Source organism: Sporotomaculum syntrophicum, from assembly GCF_009932395.1.
GTDB lineage: Bacteria > Bacillota > Desulfotomaculia > Desulfotomaculales > Desulfallaceae > Sporotomaculum > Sporotomaculum syntrophicum.
Map to the genome: position 1 here is coordinate 257944 of NZ_LSRS01000003.1, position 17161 is coordinate 275104.

The window sequence follows — 17161 nt, forward strand, 5'->3', positions numbered from 1 at the left end:
AATGTGGATAATGGGTTAGGTTCTCAAATTATTCCGGCATGATAGAGCCACCATTCCGGAAAAGGAGAGCCATTACTCCGGTGTTAAATGAGGCACACTTCTATTCAGGGAACCACTTAATATATTTACATGGCGGTCTCCAGAGGGAGGGTAAAGTTTCTCTATGCACAACAACCAGCCGCCGCTTGCGGTCGGAGCGAAGCGGAGAATCTTGATTCCATGTGCTAGGCTTAATAAACCCGACCGTAGCCAAGTGATTTGTTGGCGTATATCCGTCGGTCGGGTTACCTTTTAATCAGCACATGGAGTCAAGATCGGCGGTCACGATTTTATGATAATTATGGTCTAAACATGGTTCCGCTTTATTGGGTAAAAAGCATTACCGTCTCATTCATATCAATTGATTCCATTTGCGTTTCACAGTAAGGACAAGGAAATGGGGCACTTGACAAGAATCTTGTTGATTCAAATGAATCCATTATTTCTCCACAGTCAGCACAATGCATTTCAAACATGTGTTCAAGTATTTCTTCTTCTGCCATCACAAAAAGGACATCTTCAACAGTCTCTACCGGGCATTGTAGCAGTTGGGCTATCTTTGTGGGGTAAATTACGGTTACATTGTTAGCCAATAAGATTTTAATAATGCTCTGAATGTCACGTTTAAGTTTATTCATGATATTTCTTTCCCCCATTTAATCCTTGAATATCCGTTGTCTATGTTTCATGCGGTAGCTGTCTTTGTCATGAATGTTGATGATTTCGCATTTATGAACAAGCCTGTCCAATATTGCTGTTGTTATGGCCGGATCTCCAAGAAGTTCTCCCCAATCTTCCGGTCCTTTGTTTGACGTAATAATTATAGAGGTTTGTCCGTATAGCTTGTTTACTAACTGGAAAAAGAGGTTCGCTTCATTTTTTTCTATCGCCATGAACATTAGATCGTCAATGATGACTAAGTCAGAACCCACTATCCGTTTGATGCTGTTTCGGGATACACTTGAAATTTCTTGGGTTTTTAACGTATGGATTAAATCGGCCATGGTTATAAACCTGACCTTGTAACCGCTGTTTATGGCCTCTATTCCCAGGCCGACTGATATATGCGACTTCCCGACGCCGGGAGCCCCTAAAAATATTAGATTGAAGCCTTTTTCCAGCCAGGTCAGTTCTTTGAGCTGATTAAATTGCCGCCGGCTGAGTGTCTGCTGTTCTTCCAGGTTAAACTCATCTAATGTTTTATATTCTGGGAAACAAGCTTGTTTCAGCCTTTTTTCCAGCTTCCGCTTTTCACGGCTTTGAATTTCTTTAAGTAGGATTTGTTCCAGAAATTTTTCGCGGGTTTGGGATTGTTCAATGGATTGTTCGATCAGCCCACTCAAGGCTTCTGCAGCATGATGCAGATTGACTGTTTTCAACAGACTCATTGTATTCTCTATATAACTGTCCAACTTATTATCCTCCATGGTTTTCGCTCATAATCTTTACGTATTCCGATATATCCCGTATTCTGGGCTTTATCCCTATTTTAACTGAAGCTGTCTCGGTCAGTCCCGTAATCGGGGGGGTTGAAGCATTTTTTTCTTGGGTCACGATAGCGTAGTGTTTAACTGCATCTCGAAAATCCACCGCATTGTTTAGTCGATGACTCATACAAAAATCCAGCGCTTTATCGATGGCAATTCGGTCTGTTGTTTCTAGTGAGGCCTCGATAAGAGTAAGTTGATCACGGATATACCGGGGTTTTTCTTTGTGGATTTCCTCGAAAAAAGCCCGGGCCTTCTGACTATCTGAAAACTTTTCAGCAACCCTTTTCATTAAGGAGTTGATCTTTGGGCTTCTATCCCGTAAGTGATTGTTATTTCTGACCAAGTTCCCTTTAGTATAAGGTATTTCGAATTTGGCCAGTTCCTTTTCAGTTTCTAAATCAAAAATGATAAGGTGTTTATTCCCGATCTTGGTTACACCTACATAGGTACTGGGACCCTTGTATGTGCCTCGTGGCACGGTATACCGGTTTCCCTGGATCGGAACGGTATTGTCTTTTCTAACCTGATACGTTATACTGAGCGTACGAGATTTGGAAATTAATTTTTCCGTAACCGGTTGTAAGTATTTTTTCTCTTCAAGAAATACTTCGGCCGGAATTTTTCTTGTTGTCGCATGGACCTTGCCATTTCCCCTCCTTTTTAGCCATTTCAAGCAATCTTCATTCCAGCGGTCAATTCCGTGGAGTACTCTGTGACTGGCAAAATTATCCTTAACAAAACCCACCACCTTTTCGACTCGTCCTTTACTTTCGGGATCTGCTTTACGGCACATGTATACGGAAAACTTCCGCTTTTTCAGATATGAAGCAAATTCCTTGGTATAAATCAACTCTCCATGGTTTTCACTAACAAGGATAAGATGATCTTGGTCATATACGGCTTCTTGCGGAAATCCCCCAAAATACTCAAATGCATTTTCATGAATCCCGATGATATCCGTAGTGTTAAACGGACGGCCCTGCCATTCGCAATATTTATATCTGGAGTGGGAGAGGACAAAACACATTACGTATATCGTTATGACATTTCCTTCATCGTTAATGACTTTCTTCTCTCCAAAGTCTACTTGCATCTGTTTGCCCGGGGGAGGGTCTTCGACGGCTTCATATTGCCTAATGCCAGGCTCTTTGGGTATGTTGTATTCCTCTCTGATTGACCGGACATAATTTCGTAATGTGGGTTCGTTGAAGACTAAGTTTCGGTATTTTTCCTCTAACCAATCGTAAACCTGGGCAGCTGTCATGGCGGGGTATTGTTTGAGCCAGGTGATGATTTCCTCTCGATAAATATCGGGTTTCTTCTTTCGTTGCCGCTGATTCAGCATTTCCTGCTCAAATTTTTCAGCACTCATATTCAGATATTTTATTACCGTGGGTCTGCTAATCCCCAGCATTTTAGCAATTTTTGATTTGCTGAACCCTTGTTGTTTTAAACGATAAATATCAATATGTGAATCGTCAAATTAAAACTGATATTGTAAGCACTTTATTTTGGAGTAAAATGTACCTTTTTAGTCAAACTAGAACAGCTAGACGAATAAAAAGTGGATTACCCAGTCAAATTAGAACAGAAAAAAAGCGGCCGTTATCGAACCGCTTAGAGCATGGATTTTATAGTTCAATATCTCGGTTTGCTTCATAAACAACCTCATCGTCTAGTGAACGCATCTGGTTAGCGCAAGCATACATAAGACAACTTGTTACAAGGCTGTTGACCAGCCGGGGAGCCCCTTTTGTAATAGAAAAAATAGAATCAAAGGCACTGTCTGAAAATAAATTTGTATCCATGGTACCAGCATATTTCAATCGAGAGTGGATGTAATCCTTCAATTCCTCCTTCTTCAACCCTTGCATATGATATTTCACATTAATTCTCTGGCGAAGTGGAGTATTGATACCCATCTGCAGACGATTCCTAAGAGATGTTTGTCCGGCAAGAATGAGAATGAAAGGATTTTCGCTGTCCATGGAAAAGTTGAATAAGATGCGCAGGTCATCCAGGACCTTGTTGCTAAGGCTTTGAGCTTCATCTATGATAATAACGGGAGTTATCCTTTGATCATGATAGTAAGAATTAATTAGTTTTTGGATCTGCTCAAACATAGTCACCTTCTTATGAGTCGGTTCTTCACCTAGCTTTAAGATGAGACCACGATAGAAATCCATGACAGTAACCGTTGTCAGTGAATAATAACAGGGCTTGTATAATCCAGGATTAAGCCCCTTAGAGAACCGACGCAGAGCAGTGGTTTTTCCGGAACCTGCCTCTGCAGTAAGAAGAAAGATACCGCGTGTAGCCTGTATATATTTTAGTCTTGACTCTAATTCAAGGAAATCGGAACCTTGAAAGAGTTCTGATACAGGTATTTCCTTCGTAAAAGGATTGTATTTCAGACCAAAGAATTGAGTGAACATCATGAAGTCACATCCTTTTTATTCATGGCTGAAAAAGAGATCGTGTTTTTCGGTAAATTAATTGCAGGAGTAGCTTCCGGTGTATTCGTGACGGAATCTATGCTTTTGATTTTCTTAGCAGCAGCTGATGGCCGACCTCGACGTTTCATATTGGCATTATCGGAAAAATGAACCTTTTTGGCCGTGCCGATGCATTTGTCATCGGAATAGAGGAAAACTTCTTCAAGCCCTCGTTCAAGCAGATCAGGGTCATAACGAACATCAACCTTCCTACCGGCAAAGACAGGTGAAGTCTCATACAGAATACAGTTAATGCTTAAAGTAGCATCATGTTTGATAGTACGAGATGTCTTTACAAGAAATTTCTCGTTAAACAAAGAAAGGTTCGTTGGCAGAATAACGGATTCAGCTTGAGCCAGGAAACAGTCAAGGGGCGACATCCCCAGGGATGAATGGGACTTTTCATTATAATCAGAGGACAGCCATTCCCAAAACAAGGAATTCAGGTGGTCAAGATCCTTTACCTCATCTGCTATTAAGGTTGAAAGGAAGCGAAGGCGGCAGCTGCGGAAAAAGCGTTCAATTTTGCCCTTGCTGGTCGGAGTGAACGGCGACAGATCTGCCGGCAGGAAGAAGCCGTCCTTGACCATCATGTCATAGATGACGGTTGCGGGAGCTTTGGGATATTTGCAGCATTTCTCGGCTAGAGCATCGGATATCTCAGTAGTGACCTTACGGGAACCACCTTTATCAGTTCTCGGCTTAGGTTTTAAAGCATCAATACCAAGTCGGAGATAGTCCGAGTACCAGGAGGAAATGGTCTTTGGTGAATAATTTTTAAGACCATAGTGGGGCATGTCAATCACAGAGGAAGCCACTTGGGCACAATATTCCCCCTGATGTTCCACCTGCCCATTTAACAAAGGACTGATGATGGAAAATTTCTTAAGTGCAATAGCATTTCGGGTTACTTCATCAAGCAAAATAATGCCTCCTTTCATATAGGGCAAGCCTATCATTATCGAAAAGAGTAGCAAAGGAAAAAATAGTGTTGGAAAGAAACCCCGGGAATACTTCTCATTATGAGCTGCATGTGATATATTTTAAATTGCTGAAAGGGTTAAATATGTGCAAGACCCATGTGAGAACATGTCCATAGAAACAGTGTACGGGGTTGGAGCCGTTGTTTCTATTAGGTTGAGCGCATCTTTAACTCTTTTTCTGTCATAGACAGAGTCGGATATGGGACCATCAGGATGAAACTGGCGTACGAGATCCATCATAATGCGGTTGCAATTTTTAAGGATTCGTTTCCGGTATTGGTAAAGAAGCTGTCTGGTAAAAGGAATCCCATGATTGAAGACAAACTCCCGGATGAAAGAAACCATGGTGCCGGACCAACCAAAGAATCCGGCCAGAGAATAATGAACGAATCCCATGGAATACGTTCTTCTAGGGTGGCAGAACCATGGCAACAGGGATACGGTTCCGCCACAATCCGGACAGATGTAACGCCGTATCAGAATGATTCCTTCAAAACCTTTAGCAATCAGATATCTACGATAGAATCCATGAAGATGGAGATGCTGCTTATGGCATTGGGGACAAAACGAATGGGTGAGATCAGGAAATGGGAAAGACTTATCCTGACTTTTATATACATTGGGAGAAACATCAACCTTAAAAATTTTCTGCATCATGAAAAACTCCTTAAATAAGAATACGGTCTTAAAATGACAAAACATCATCACATAAGAACCGTACCTATTTTAATATAGCTATTTAATTTTGACTAGATCTTGGGGGTTTAAGAGATATTAATTTGACGCTTTACAATCAATATACATTCCCCAACCTTCTTCATTTTTCAAAGATCAATTCCCCCTTTTGTAGCTCTTTTTTGATTATACAAAAGGGCATTTGTTCTTTGTTAATCTTTTATTTAAACCTGCTGGATAGGCCATTAAACTTAAATGAATTTCCAGCGGTTTCAATACTTTTTTACATTTATTAGGGGAAAACTGTCAAATCTTATTTATCGTTTTCTGTCAAATTTATTTTATCATCTACACAAGTATCAGCAATCCGGTTAGTTTAATCAGCACAAGGCCAACTGCTACCCCCAAAGATGTGTAAACATCAGTTTTCAAATGCAGGGCATCTGCCTCCAGAGCCATCGAATCCTCTTCTCGAGCAACCTTATATAACTTCCTTGAGACCAGCAGATTTACCAGGGAAGCACCTAACATAACAGCAATAGCTAGGTTGGCATGTTCAAGTTGAATTGGCTCATAGATTTTCTTGGTGGCTTCCATCAAAATCATTGCAGCAGCAATAAAAATTAAGAGGCCTTCAGCTATCCCTGAAAGGTGTTCAATTTTACCGTGTCCATAAGGGTGCTGCCGGTCGGCAGGTTTGGCGGATTGTCTGACGGAAAAGAACGCTATTAATGAAGCAACTAAATCCATTCCTGAATGAATGGCTTCCGAGATGATACTTACTGAACCGCTTAATATACCTGCTATAACTTTAAAAATGATCAATGTTGCATTGGAAACTATGGATAATAGCGCAAATTTAATCTTTTTATCCCAGGACCCCACCATAAAACCTCCTAATCTAAAAAAACATCTGTAGAACATTATACTGTCCCACAGATGTTTTTATCTGCTGCCGTTGACCGGCCCGGCTACATGAACCCCGCAGGGTCTATAACCTGCTCAGTTTATACTTTAAATTTATATGCAAATAAATTATTAATTATATTAATCCTTACAAGTTATGTTGTCAAAAACAATTTATTGCTCTTGCTTAAATGCAGCAGCGGAATTATTTGTCACATACATGTTGGCTTAATGCTTATTTTCCATTATGGGGGTTAATTCACTCAAGATTGAGTAAATCTCCGGTATTTTCCTCTCTACATTAATTGGCTTAAAAGCCTTATCTGTCCATGCATGCATGGTTTCACCCGAAGCAAGCAGCTTTTCTAATTTGGCATTCGTCACTTTATAGGCAAAGCTAATTCTTACACGAGAAAGGTTATTAATACTTGTTAATACGGCAATCTCATCTTCATATTTGGCCGGTGCAATAAATTTACAACTCATTTCATACAATGGCAACAGTATCCCTTTGGCCTCAATAGTGGAATAAGCAACCCCGACATTTTTTAATAAGTCTGTTCTTCCCATCTCAAACCATACTGCGTAATTGGCGTGGTGTACAATGCCCATCTGATCTGTCTCGGCATACCTTACTGTAAAAATAGTTTTTGTTTCCATGATACCCTCACTTGTTAAGTTTTTTGAGCTGCTAAAAAATGTTTTGACGGCTGTTCATGTAGCTTTAACATGAACATGCTTTCACGCTGGAAGAAAGTTTATTCCACTTCATAGCAAACTTAATTTCACCAGTGTTTTCATCAATTTGTTCATTCTGAATAGAGAACTCCTCTCTTAAATAAAAGTTCACTGCACGATTGTTCTTTTTATAAACTTGCAAAAACAATTGATCGTATTTTTCTTTCACATGATTAAGTAATTTTTTTCCAATGCCTTTTGATTGACACGCGTTGCAAACAAAGATTCCAGCAATGTAACCATCTATTAGTCCGATAAATCCCTTAACAATTCCTTTTTGCTCATACACAAATATTGTAGCGTTAGAAATCATTACTTTTACTGCATCAAAGTTACCTTTCCAATAGTTGCTTTCAATAAAATCATGTGCCAAAATGTTTGTGTCTAGCCATAGCTTCATTACTTCTTCTATATCATCTTTTCTAAAGTTTCTAATCATAACTCCTCCTGCCCCCTTTCTCAAATTCTACCCGCCTTTCATTTGACACAGGCGTCGAGTAGATACGGGCCTCTTAAACTTTAGGAGACGCTTTGTTTTCACGGTTTCTCCCCGTTTCCTCTGGGAGTGTCACAATATTTGCTCCATGATTTAATTGGCCGCGCACCCCTCTCGGAACCGTGCATGCGCTATTAACGCACACGGCTCTTCCTATCACCATTATAGAATATAGCTTATATGATGCCGTAGATTATAAATGTTCACGCGGATTTTAGCTCTGGGTAGCGGATACATGCTGTATGTCAATTGATACTTTTCCCAGTTAAAACTCCTGCGCTGACTACGTCTATTCAGCCATTTGAATACGAATCTTTTGACTTTGTTATAAAACCTATCAACCATAATCCTGTTGTCGGTAACTGCATAGTAATTGTAATAGCCTTCTATCTTGCGACCCAATTTGCCCATTAATTCTTTAACCGGTAGGTGCCGGTTTACCTTTATCCAGTCGTCGACTTTGAGGAGACTAGCCTTGTACTTCTTTCGGCTGGTTTTACGCTTAACCCGGAATTTACCTTTCTGGCTTTTACTACAGTAATGCGTAAACCCCAGAAAATCAAAGGTATCCGGTTTCCTCCTGCCTTCTAAATGACAGAGTTGTGCTGCGTATCTGCCAAAGTTAATAATTCTAGTCTTATCCTCGGCGATTTCCAGCTTAAACTTGGCAAGCCTTTCTATGAGTGACTGATAGAACATTTTGGCTTCTTGCTCGTATTGGAAGCAGCAGACAAAATCATCGGCATAGCGCACCATGTATGCTTGTCCACGACAGTTCCTGCGTACAACCTTTTCAAACCATAGATCAAGTACATAGTGCAGGTATATGTTGGAAAGTATTGGCGAAGCTACGCCTCCTTGAGGCGCTCCGATTGGCGTATCATATTTTATGCCGGCCTCTACTACCCCGGATTTTAGCAGACGGCTGATAAGCCGGTGTATATTCGGGTCAGTGATGCGGTGCTTTAAGAATTTCATCAACCATTGGTGGTCGACATTATCGAAGTAGCTTCGTATATCGGCATCTACTATATAATTGATTTGGTCTCTTTCGATATAGTGATTTAGTATCTTTAGTGCATCATGACAGCCACGGTTAGGCCGAAATCCAAAGGAACAGTCCAAGAAGTCCGCCTCATATACGGCATTTAGTATTTTGGCAAGGGCCTTCTGTACTAGCTTGTCCTCATAGGCGGGTATGCCCAGTGGCCGCTTCTTATTAGTCCCTGCTTTGTCGATGTATACCCTTAGTACAGGCATTGGGCGATAGCTGTGGCTTTTAAGCCGGTTAACTAGGTCTTTAATGTTTTCGCTTAGTTTTGTTTCGTATTCTTCTTTGGTTACTTCGTCTACCCCGGTTGCTTTGTTGCCACTCATTTCAGTATGGCACAGCAATAGCATTTCTTCATTTATGTAGTGATATAACGAAGTAAATTTCTCGTTCGGTCTCATTTTGGCTACTTCTGTTATCCTAGCAAGCTTTGTTTCCATTTGTTTATCTACCCCTGTGTGTAGTAAATGTGTCCCTTGATAGGGCAATGATAGGTCACCGTCTTCCCTCCACGGGCATTACCCCGCTTCCTTGGTAATATACAGTGATCCGACTTCCCGACCGCCATTTGGCTTCCTTACTTTCTATCGCTTGTAGGCCATACTCCCATTGTCATGGAAGAGCAGACGGGATCTCCCGAGTTGCCGCGTCATAACATTGTGTAACGTGCCAAGGGCGTCGACCCCGGGGAAGCCATGTTCGTCTAGCCTATTGCGTCGAACATGATGTTGCTTTCTGTACGGTCCAACACATCAGCCTTCCCGATTAGGGATTTCGAGGCTCATTCCCATTCAGTTCTCTGACTTTCGGCCCGCTACCTTGTTTGCCTACGCTTAAATGCAAATGTTACCATTTACACTCCAAGGCTAACTACCAGTGGTCGGCTCAACCTTGCTGGGTGGGATTCACACCCACTATATGACGCGCCATTTCTCGGAAGCACGAACCGTCCCCCTTGTGTTTTGTGATAATATCACTGAGTAATTTTAGTAGGCCATATATACTAATAAAAAATTGCTTGAGGAGGCATAAGCAATGAAAGTTCACGAAAATATGCTGCGCAGGGTTAATCTACAGGCCTATACCTGGGTCGTTCTACCACTGGTGGCCATAGGCGGCTGGTTTTATCCCCTTTTAGGGTTCCTGCTCTTAGGCTGTATGTTGGGCGCAGTGGGCGTTTCCTTTTTCCGTGGTCGCAATTGGTGCGACTGGATGTGCCCCCGGGGTGCCTTTCTAGACCTGTTCCTAGGACCGATCAGCAGGAAAATTACCATTCCTTCTTTCTTTAAGCAAGCGGCGGTAAGAATCTTTATGCTGCTGCTGATCTTTACAGTGTTGGGGGTGCAGTTTTACTTGGCCTGGGGTGACTTGCAGGCTATGGGGTTGGCTCTGGTCAGGGTGCTAACCGTTACCACAGTGGCAGGCATATTGCTGGGTTGGAGCATCCATCCCCGCACCTGGTGCCACATCTGCCCAATGGGCACAGTTGCCCACTGGATCGCCCGGCGTCAAAAAACCCTGCAGACCGGCAGCAGTTGTATATCCTGCGGAATTTGCGCTAAAGTCTGTCCGATGCAGTTGAACCCGAATGAATTAGATAAGGAAAATTCTGATGAGTACAGCGATTGCCTGAGGTGCAACTCCTGCGTAAACAGTTGTCCCCAAAAAGCTTTATCATTTGAGGGCAGAGCAGCAGTTAATCGCCAAAAAGCAGCCTGATTATCGCCCTATCTCTTTAAGCTTGGGCAGATTCACGATGTGGATCTGCCCACGGGATAGTTTAATGATGCCGTCATTCTCAAGATATTTTAAGATGCGGCTAATTACTTCCCGCGCAGTCCCGAGATTTTTGGCAATGCTTTCATGGGTCATGGTCAGGATATCGGAGGTTTCTAAAACCGACTGTTCCAACAAAAAAACAGCTATCCGCTGCCGCATATTTTTAGAAACTATTTGCTCCATAACCCACATAACCTCAGAAAAACGCTCTGCAACAAGTTCCATCGCAAATTGCTTGGCATAAATGTCTCTTGCGGTTAAATTGCCCCAAAAAACCGCCGGAATAAAAAAAAGTACGCTGTCTTTTTCAGCCTCAAGAATCACAGTAAAGGTTATGTTCTTGAGTACGCAGGAGGCAGAAAGAATGCAAATATCATTGTCTAGCAGGCGGTAAAGTGTAATTTCTTTACCATCCTCCGTTTCAAAAAATGCCCTTAGCTGGCCGCTTTTAACGATTACCAGACCGTTGCACTCTGTATCCCGGGTATGTATAGTCTCTCCCTGCTGATAGGCGGATTTTGAGGCCGCGTCAAGAACCCTGCGCTTATCAGCCTGGTCTAGTTTCGCAAAAAAAGGTAAATGCTCTTGCAAGTATAAAACATCGCCATGATCAATCACCCGGCAAGACCTCCAAAAAATTTTCCAGCCACGTTCCTATGATAGCGCCGATAGCGACGGAAAGGATAAGTAATGTAAATATGCTGTATTATATCACAAATAACCATATGAAGAGCGCCAGCAACTAACTAAATGGTTTATATGAACAATACCCTCGATATGTTCCCATGAACGCATATCGAGGGTATATGTTGATGAAGAGAACGATATCTTCCCCATTATAGGATTTCTACATCGCCCTTCTTTGACTGCTGTAAGCCCCAATATCCTAGCTAGGTAGGAAATGTTTATTCCCTGAACAAGGCAGAGATAGTTACAACGCCTGGCCACATAGATTAGCAAAAACTGTCCCCTGTTAACAAATTGTCTGCTTTAAAAATTCCGGTTGCCATCCAAGAAACGGGTATTGGCTACTAAAAAGCCCTGGTCTGCATCCCAAACAACTTGCCACTACCTGGTTTGGCCATCTCAGACAGATGGATTAATGGCCTGACTGGCATTTAGCGATTAATCGTATCTGGGTTTATTGCGGAAGTAATGCACTATTTTCACGACCAACGCGATTACAAGCCCGATGGCTAATAAATTAATCAACAAGCCAAGGATGCTGCCAAGTATCCCCAGATCGCCCAATAAGCCGCCGAGCAGCATACCGGCTAAACCGCCGATTAATAAGCCTTTCATCAAACCGCCGTTAAAAAAGCCAGGTTTGGCTACCGTGTTCGGTTTTGATGTAGTATTCGTAGCTTTACTAGCATTCGTTGGCTCTGTTTGTTTTAAGTTGTTGCTTTGAGCCGGTGGCGTGTTGGAATTCTGGCTGCTAGCAGGAGCTTTGAAAGACCTGCCCTTAGCAGCATCAGCAACGCTGGTGATACTTACGATACTAAACGAAAAGGCAACGGTTAACGCTAACATAATCATAGATAACTTTTTCCACATCACATTATCCCCCCTCCATTACAATATAGTATTACATTATACAGCATGACAAGCAAAATAAGAATAGTTCTCCTTTAAATAAAAAGACAAGTCATGCATTTGCAGTTCTAAAATTCAGGGGGAGTTGAATCTCCCCTGAATTTTAGAACTTGCTTCAATTAATGGTGGAATAAACGAATTCCTGTAAAGCACATGGCCATACCATATTTGTTACATGTTTCAATAACATGATCATCACGAATCGATCCACCTGGCTCGGCAATATATTTAACACCGCTTTTATGGGCACGTTCAATATTGTCGCCAAAGGGAAAGAAAGCGTCCGAACCAAGTGATACCTCCGTCATCCGCTCTAACCAGGCACGTCTTTCTTCTCTGGTGAACACTTCAGGTTTAACTTTGAAGATACTCTGCCATTTACCTTCTGCAAGTACATCCAAGTATTCATCGCCAATATACAGGTCAATGGCATTATCTCTATCTGCACGTCTGATATCATTTAAGAATTGCAGGCCAAGTACTTTTGGTGACTGACGAAGGAACCAGTTGTCGGCCTTGTTGCCGGCCAGTCTCGTACAATGAATTCTTGACTGCTGTCCAGCACCAATACCGATGGCCTGTCCACCTTTGGCATAGCATACTGAATTTGACTGGGTATATTTTAAGGTAATTAATGCAATAACCAGGTCAATCTTGGCTGAATCAGGAATTTCTTTGTTCACTGTTACTACATTTTTTAGGAAATCCTTATCAATCTTTAATTCATTTCTTCCCTGCTCAAAGGTGATGCCAAATAGCTGCTTATGCTCAATTGGCTCAGGACGATACGAAGAATCAATCTGGATTACGTTGTAATTACCATTTTTCTTGCTCTTTAAGATTTCTAAAGCGTCCGGCTCAAATCCTGGAGCAATGACACCATCAGAAACTTCTACCTTAATGAGTTTTGCTGTTGCAACATCACATACGTCGGAAAGACAAATAAAATCTCCGTATGAACTCATTCTGTCAGCGCCTCTTGCTCTTGCATAAGCATTGGCAAGTGGTGTTAACTCGCCCTCATCCACCCAGTAAATCTCTCTTTCAACATCCGTTAAGGGAAGTCCAACTGCCGCACCTGCCGGTGAGACATGTTTAAATGATGTTGCTGCCGGAAGTCCTGTAGCATTCTTTAATTCAGATACTAACTGCCAGCCATTCAAGGCATCGAGGAAATTAATATATCCCGGCTTACCATTTAATACTGTAACAGGAAGCTCACTTCCGTCTTCCATAAAGATTCTGGATGGCTTCTGATTAGGGTTACATCCATACTTTAAAGCTAATTCATTCTTCATGGCAATGTCTTCCTCCCTAAGCTTTGTTTGCTATCTTATAATTCCATTCAGCAGCTCAAAACCATTCTCAGTAAATAAAAAATCAATCACCTCACTGTATAATAGAATGGCTGTGAATATAAAATTCTTCCTGACTTGGCTGGAATTTCTTTTCCATTTTTTCCAGACTCTCATCATAGCGCCCGGCTTCTTGTTCGTCTATCTTCATCACAGGGCTGTCATAGTAAACCCATTTCCTGCCGTCCAAAGCTTCCGGCTTCAGTTCTTTTACCATCATTGCTGCTGGGTATGTTCCATTCTCAAGACAGATATTGTACTTTTTACAGCTCTTAAAGCCAACACTTACATAATTGCTTGGGTTTCCAAATATCACAATCACATCATAGCCAAGTGCAACCGCTTGTGCAAAAGAATGCTCCATAAGCATTTTCCCGTAACCCATTCTTTGGTATTCCGGCATAATGCAAACCGGACCGAAGGTAAGGATTTCTTTTTCTAACCCAGACTCATCAACCAATTTTGCTTTTGTGTACATGATATTCCCGATGATCTGATTATCAACTTCAATCACCAGATCCAACTCCGGCAAAAAGTCTTTGTGGGATCGCATAACATGAACTAAATAGTGTTCAATGCATCCCGGAATATATAAATTCCAAAAAGCTTTCCTTGTGATTTCTTCTACTTTCTCATAATCTGTTTCTTGTTCATTCCTAATCTTAATCATTTTGTTCATTCATAGACCTCCGATAATTTACCCTATAATAATTGGTTTCACTATGTACTTTGAACCATCATTCCCCATATATCGCCAACACCCGCCTGGCATACTCGCAAATATCATCTTTCAGCCAGTCCGGTTCCAGCACTTCCACCATCTCGCCCCACTGCATGATCCAGGTTTTTAACTCGGCAATACCGCTAACCTCGAAGGAGATCACACCCCACCGTCGGGCAGCTCCTCTTCAATAACCTGTGAAGGGTGGTAGATCAGATTTTTAACCCGGTTCGCCAGCGCCGGGTTAAAGTTTAACCTGCCCCGACAGACCTACTTCGTTCAAGTATAGCATTGGCGTTAGGCATGTTAAATCCAGCTTTTTTTGCATTTTATAGCTTAGTACAGTTTATATTTTAGCCGTTAAATCAGCCTTTTCGGCTGCCTTCTTTGCGAACCACCGAGAATTTCTCAGTAGTCCAATCTTTCCCCAATTCCTTTTTTATCATATATTTTTTAGATGTAAAGAAATATTATCAGTAGAACAGTCCAAAAAATCAGCCATTACAATTCACTTCAGGTTATTCGAAACCAACAGCCCTAGAAAATATTATAATAGTATTCATCCAAGTTGCATAAAAAAACCTCCCAGGGGTCAGGCTTAAACTTTCTTTAAAAGTGCCTTTGGCCGGTAGTTTTAACAGGAAATAAAGAAATACGAAAACCAGGGGGCTTGACTTATTTTAGCACAGGTCACAACACCCACTAAACATACATAGTTATAGTATATTAAATAGTTATCCAACCTTGCTTATCAGAATAGTATTCAGAGGTGATCTTATTGTCCAATAAAACCGAAAACACAAAAATTCCGGAGAACGACATTCAGCAAAAATGCTCCTGTATGTCACACTTTCCTCAAAGGCCAAATTTCCTATTTCTTATGGTTGACGAAGAACGATTCCCACCAGCCTATGAAAGTTCAGAGTTAAAAGAGTGGCGCAAAAGAAATCTCGTTACCCAAGAGCTATTACGAAGAAACGGTGTAGAATTCATGCGCCATTATACAGGATCAACTGCCTGTTCACCAAGCCGGGCGACCCTTTTCACCGGCCATTACCCGTCTTTACACGGCGTCACCCAAACCGACGGAGTTGCCAAAGGTGCCTTTGACCAGGACGTTTTCTGGCTTGACTTCAATACCGTGCCTACAATGGGAGATTACTTCCGCACCGCGGGTTACCGGACCTTTTACAAAGGTAAATGGCATATCTCCCAGGAAGACATCTTGATACCCGGGACAAAGAATTCCTTTCCCAGCTATAACCCCGTCACCGGAGTGCCGGACCCGGAAGGGGAAGAGATTTACCGGCAGGCTAATCGCATGAACAGGTTTGGTTTTAACGGGTGGATAGGACCGGAACCCCACGGCATCAACCCGCGTAATTCCGCATCATCAGCGGCTCACGGTCTAAGCGGCCGGGATGTTGTATTTTCCCATGAGGCTGTTAAATTAATAAAAAATCTTGAAAACGAAAAGCAGGCCAATCCTGACCATAAAATGCCACCCTGGCTGATTGTATGCTCTTTGGTCAATCCCCACGATATCACCCTATTTGGCGCTTTAACAAGATTGAACCCGCAGTTTAATTTCACAGTCGACCCTACGGTTCCCAACGTCCCGCCGGCGCCAACTGCCAATGAAAATTTAAACACCAAGCCACGGGCCCAAAGAAGTTACCGCATTACTTATCCGGAAGCGTTTCAGCCTTTAGCCGACACTAACCTCTATCGTCGGCTTTACTACCAACTCCAAAAGAACGCCGACCAAGAAATGCTACGGGTCTTTGAAGCTCTCAAAAAATCTCCATTTTATGAGGACACATTGGTCATTTTTGTTTCTGATCATGGCGAATTACTTGGTGCCCACGGCCTGTTCCAAAAGTGGTACTGTGCTTATGAAGAGGCAATTCATGTTCCTTTTATTATACACAACCCCAGGCTATTCACCGGGCGCAAATCAATTGACATGCTAACCAGCCATGTTGATATACTACCCACCATGTTAGGGCTGGCTGGAATCAATGCAGGAGAGGTCCGGGATATCCTGCGCCGCACCCACAATGAGGTACACCCGCTGGTTGGGCGGGATCTCTCACCGCTTGTTCTGGATGAGGGAGAGCCCGAGCGTGCAGGGGAACCGCTCTTCTTTATGAGTGATGATGATGTCACCAGGGGGTTAAACCAGGTATCGGCCTTAGGCCAACCCTACAACTCGGTGTTACAGCCAAATCACATTCAAACTGTTATCGCCAACATTCGGATCGGGGAGGGCGAACAAACCTGGAAGTATTCCTGTTATTATGATAACCCCCAATTTTGGAGCAATCCCGGAGTCAATGATGAGGTTACCCGGCAGTTGGATGGCTCTGAGAATGTGCTGGATGAAATAAAAGCCTCTGTTTGTAAAACAACTATAAAGACACGTCCCGTACCTGAGCAGATTGAAATGTATAATTTATCTGAAGACCCACTGGAACAAACGAATCTGGCCCATCCCCGCTTTTCAACCCCCGAAACAAGGGTTATTCAACAAACGCTGGCCAGGATCCTAGAAGAGCAGTGCCGACAAAAACGCCTTGAGCCGGCTAGTGGCACTGTACCGGGAATGCCGTCATGCAGTATATGCGGCCCCAGTAATCCCCACGTTCCTGGTTTTTAAATGAATTGTCTTAAATCTTAACCACTTTTTAATCATACAACCTTACGAAGCAAATACGGTATGGCACAAGATCAACAACGAACAACGAAAATACAGAACTTGAGCCATACCGTTTTGAGCGGATGAAGAAAAAAACAAGTTTATTCTTTATTAGATTAACCATATAGCAATTCAGCTA

16 protein-coding genes, 1 pseudogene and 1 riboswitch are annotated in these 17161 nt (G+C 42.3%); of the genes and pseudogenes, 2 read left to right on the top strand and 15 right to left on the bottom strand.

All coding sequences use genetic code 11. The annotated features are described in order from the left end of the window. Positions 1 to 362: 362 nt before the first annotated feature. The 10 genes and pseudogenes from SPSYN_RS06215 to ltrA all read right to left on the bottom strand — a co-directional run bounded on the left by SPSYN_RS06215 (position 363) and on the right by ltrA (position 9313). Positions 363 to 677 (bottom strand): hypothetical protein, encoded by a 315-nt coding sequence (locus SPSYN_RS06215; RefSeq protein ID WP_161821629.1) that lies wholly within the window; start codon positions 675 to 677, stop codon positions 363 to 365. 18 nt (positions 678 to 695) lie between these two features. Continuing rightward, positions 696 to 1451: an IS21-like element helper ATPase IstB gene (gene istB, locus SPSYN_RS06220; protein ID WP_243152938.1), complete on the bottom strand. Its 756-nt coding sequence runs from the start codon at positions 1449 to 1451 to the stop codon at positions 696 to 698. A 4-nt stretch (positions 1452 to 1455) separates the two neighbouring features. Further along, a complete protein-coding gene (istA, locus tag SPSYN_RS06225; protein WP_161822214.1) occupies positions 1456 to 2997 on the bottom strand; it encodes an IS21 family transposase in 1542 nt (513 codons plus the stop codon). 163 nt (positions 2998 to 3160) lie between these two features. Next, positions 3161 to 3967: an ExeA family protein gene (locus SPSYN_RS06230; RefSeq protein WP_202623749.1), complete on the bottom strand. Its 807-nt coding sequence runs from the start codon at positions 3965 to 3967 to the stop codon at positions 3161 to 3163. Continuing rightward, complete coding sequence (locus SPSYN_RS06235) at positions 3964 to 4947, bottom strand: Mu transposase C-terminal domain-containing protein (protein WP_161821631.1); 984 nt, start codon at positions 4945 to 4947, stop codon at positions 3964 to 3966. The genes SPSYN_RS06230 and SPSYN_RS06235 overlap by 4 nt, the downstream gene beginning before the upstream one ends. A gap of 120 nt (positions 4948 to 5067) precedes the next feature. Next, positions 5068 to 5712, bottom strand: a complete 645-nt coding sequence (locus SPSYN_RS16465; RefSeq protein ID WP_423828286.1) for a DUF6431 domain-containing protein — start codon at positions 5710 to 5712, stop codon at positions 5068 to 5070. Between the two features lie 324 nt (positions 5713 to 6036). Next, a pseudogene (locus tag SPSYN_RS06245) lies at positions 6037 to 6570 on the bottom strand (cation diffusion facilitator family transporter); the annotation flags it as partial. 38 nt (positions 6571 to 6608) lie between these two features. Continuing rightward, a riboswitch (NiCo riboswitch) is annotated at positions 6609 to 6698 on the bottom strand. 118 nt (positions 6699 to 6816) lie between these two features. Next, positions 6817 to 7248 (bottom strand): acyl-CoA thioesterase, encoded by a 432-nt coding sequence (locus SPSYN_RS06250; RefSeq protein ID WP_161821634.1) that lies wholly within the window; start codon positions 7246 to 7248, stop codon positions 6817 to 6819. A gap of 64 nt (positions 7249 to 7312) precedes the next feature. Beyond that, positions 7313 to 7789 (bottom strand): N-acetyltransferase, encoded by a 477-nt coding sequence (locus SPSYN_RS06255; RefSeq protein WP_341478856.1) that lies wholly within the window; start codon positions 7787 to 7789, stop codon positions 7313 to 7315. A gap of 195 nt (positions 7790 to 7984) precedes the next feature. After that, on the bottom strand, positions 7985 to 9313 hold the full coding sequence (gene ltrA, locus SPSYN_RS06260; RefSeq protein WP_161821635.1) for a group II intron reverse transcriptase/maturase: 1329 nt from the start codon (positions 9311 to 9313) through the stop codon (positions 7985 to 7987). A gap of 595 nt (positions 9314 to 9908) precedes the next feature. On the opposite strand from ltrA, the gene SPSYN_RS06265 reads away from it, so the two are divergent. After that, entirely contained in the window at positions 9909 to 10592 is a 684-nt protein-coding gene (locus SPSYN_RS06265; protein WP_161821636.1) for a 4Fe-4S binding protein, read from the top strand. Here SPSYN_RS06265 and SPSYN_RS06270 read toward each other — a convergent pair whose 3' ends face one another. From SPSYN_RS06270 to SPSYN_RS15945, 5 genes are all read right to left on the bottom strand, one after another. Next, positions 10593 to 11270: a Crp/Fnr family transcriptional regulator gene (locus SPSYN_RS06270; RefSeq protein ID WP_161821637.1), complete on the bottom strand. Its 678-nt coding sequence runs from the start codon at positions 11268 to 11270 to the stop codon at positions 10593 to 10595. A 507-nt stretch (positions 11271 to 11777) separates the two neighbouring features. Beyond that, positions 11778 to 12209 carry a hypothetical protein gene (locus SPSYN_RS06275; RefSeq protein ID WP_161821638.1) on the bottom strand — a complete coding sequence of 144 codons (432 nt, stop codon included), beginning with the start codon at positions 12207 to 12209 and terminating at the stop codon, positions 11778 to 11780. A 158-nt stretch (positions 12210 to 12367) separates the two neighbouring features. Further along, positions 12368 to 13546 (bottom strand): phosphoribosylaminoimidazolecarboxamide formyltransferase, encoded by a 1179-nt coding sequence (locus tag SPSYN_RS06280; protein ID WP_161821639.1) that lies wholly within the window; start codon positions 13544 to 13546, stop codon positions 12368 to 12370. 91 nt (positions 13547 to 13637) lie between these two features. Then, positions 13638 to 14282: a GNAT family N-acetyltransferase gene (locus SPSYN_RS06285; protein ID WP_161821640.1), complete on the bottom strand. Its 645-nt coding sequence runs from the start codon at positions 14280 to 14282 to the stop codon at positions 13638 to 13640. Positions 14283 to 14340: 58 nt separating this feature from the next. Further along, positions 14341 to 14487 (bottom strand): WCX domain-containing protein, encoded by a 147-nt coding sequence (locus SPSYN_RS15945; protein WP_243152940.1) that lies wholly within the window; start codon positions 14485 to 14487, stop codon positions 14341 to 14343. Between the two features lie 615 nt (positions 14488 to 15102). On the opposite strand from SPSYN_RS15945, the gene SPSYN_RS06295 reads away from it, so the two are divergent. Beyond that, positions 15103 to 16983: a sulfatase family protein gene (locus SPSYN_RS06295; protein WP_243152941.1), complete on the top strand. Its 1881-nt coding sequence runs from the start codon at positions 15103 to 15105 to the stop codon at positions 16981 to 16983. The last annotated feature ends 178 nt before the right edge of the window (positions 16984 to 17161 follow it).

Coding starts and splice junctions, on each gene's coding strand:
- SPSYN_RS06215 (WP_161821629.1), bottom strand. CDS start 677: ATGAATAAACTTAAACGTGACATTCAGAGCATTATTAAAATCTTATTG.
- SPSYN_RS06230 (WP_202623749.1), bottom strand. CDS start 3,967: ATGATGTTCACTCAATTCTTTGGTCTGAAATACAATCCTTTTACGAAG.
- SPSYN_RS16465 (WP_423828286.1), bottom strand. CDS start 5,712: ATGATGTTTTGTCATTTTAAGACCGTATTCTTATTTAAGGAGTTTTTC.
- SPSYN_RS06250 (WP_161821634.1), bottom strand. CDS start 7,248: ATGGAAACAAAAACTATTTTTACAGTAAGGTATGCCGAGACAGATCAG.
- ltrA (WP_161821635.1), bottom strand. CDS start 9,313: ATGGAAACAAAGCTTGCTAGGATAACAGAAGTAGCCAAAATGAGACCG.
- SPSYN_RS06265 (WP_161821636.1), top strand. CDS start 9,909: ATGAAAGTTCACGAAAATATGCTGCGCAGGGTTAATCTACAGGCCTAT.
- SPSYN_RS06275 (WP_161821638.1), bottom strand. CDS start 12,209: ATGTGGAAAAAGTTATCTATGATTATGTTAGCGTTAACCGTTGCCTTT.
- SPSYN_RS06280 (WP_161821639.1), bottom strand. CDS start 13,546: ATGAAGAATGAATTAGCTTTAAAGTATGGATGTAACCCTAATCAGAAG.
- SPSYN_RS06285 (WP_161821640.1), bottom strand. CDS start 14,282: ATGAACAAAATGATTAAGATTAGGAATGAACAAGAAACAGATTATGAG.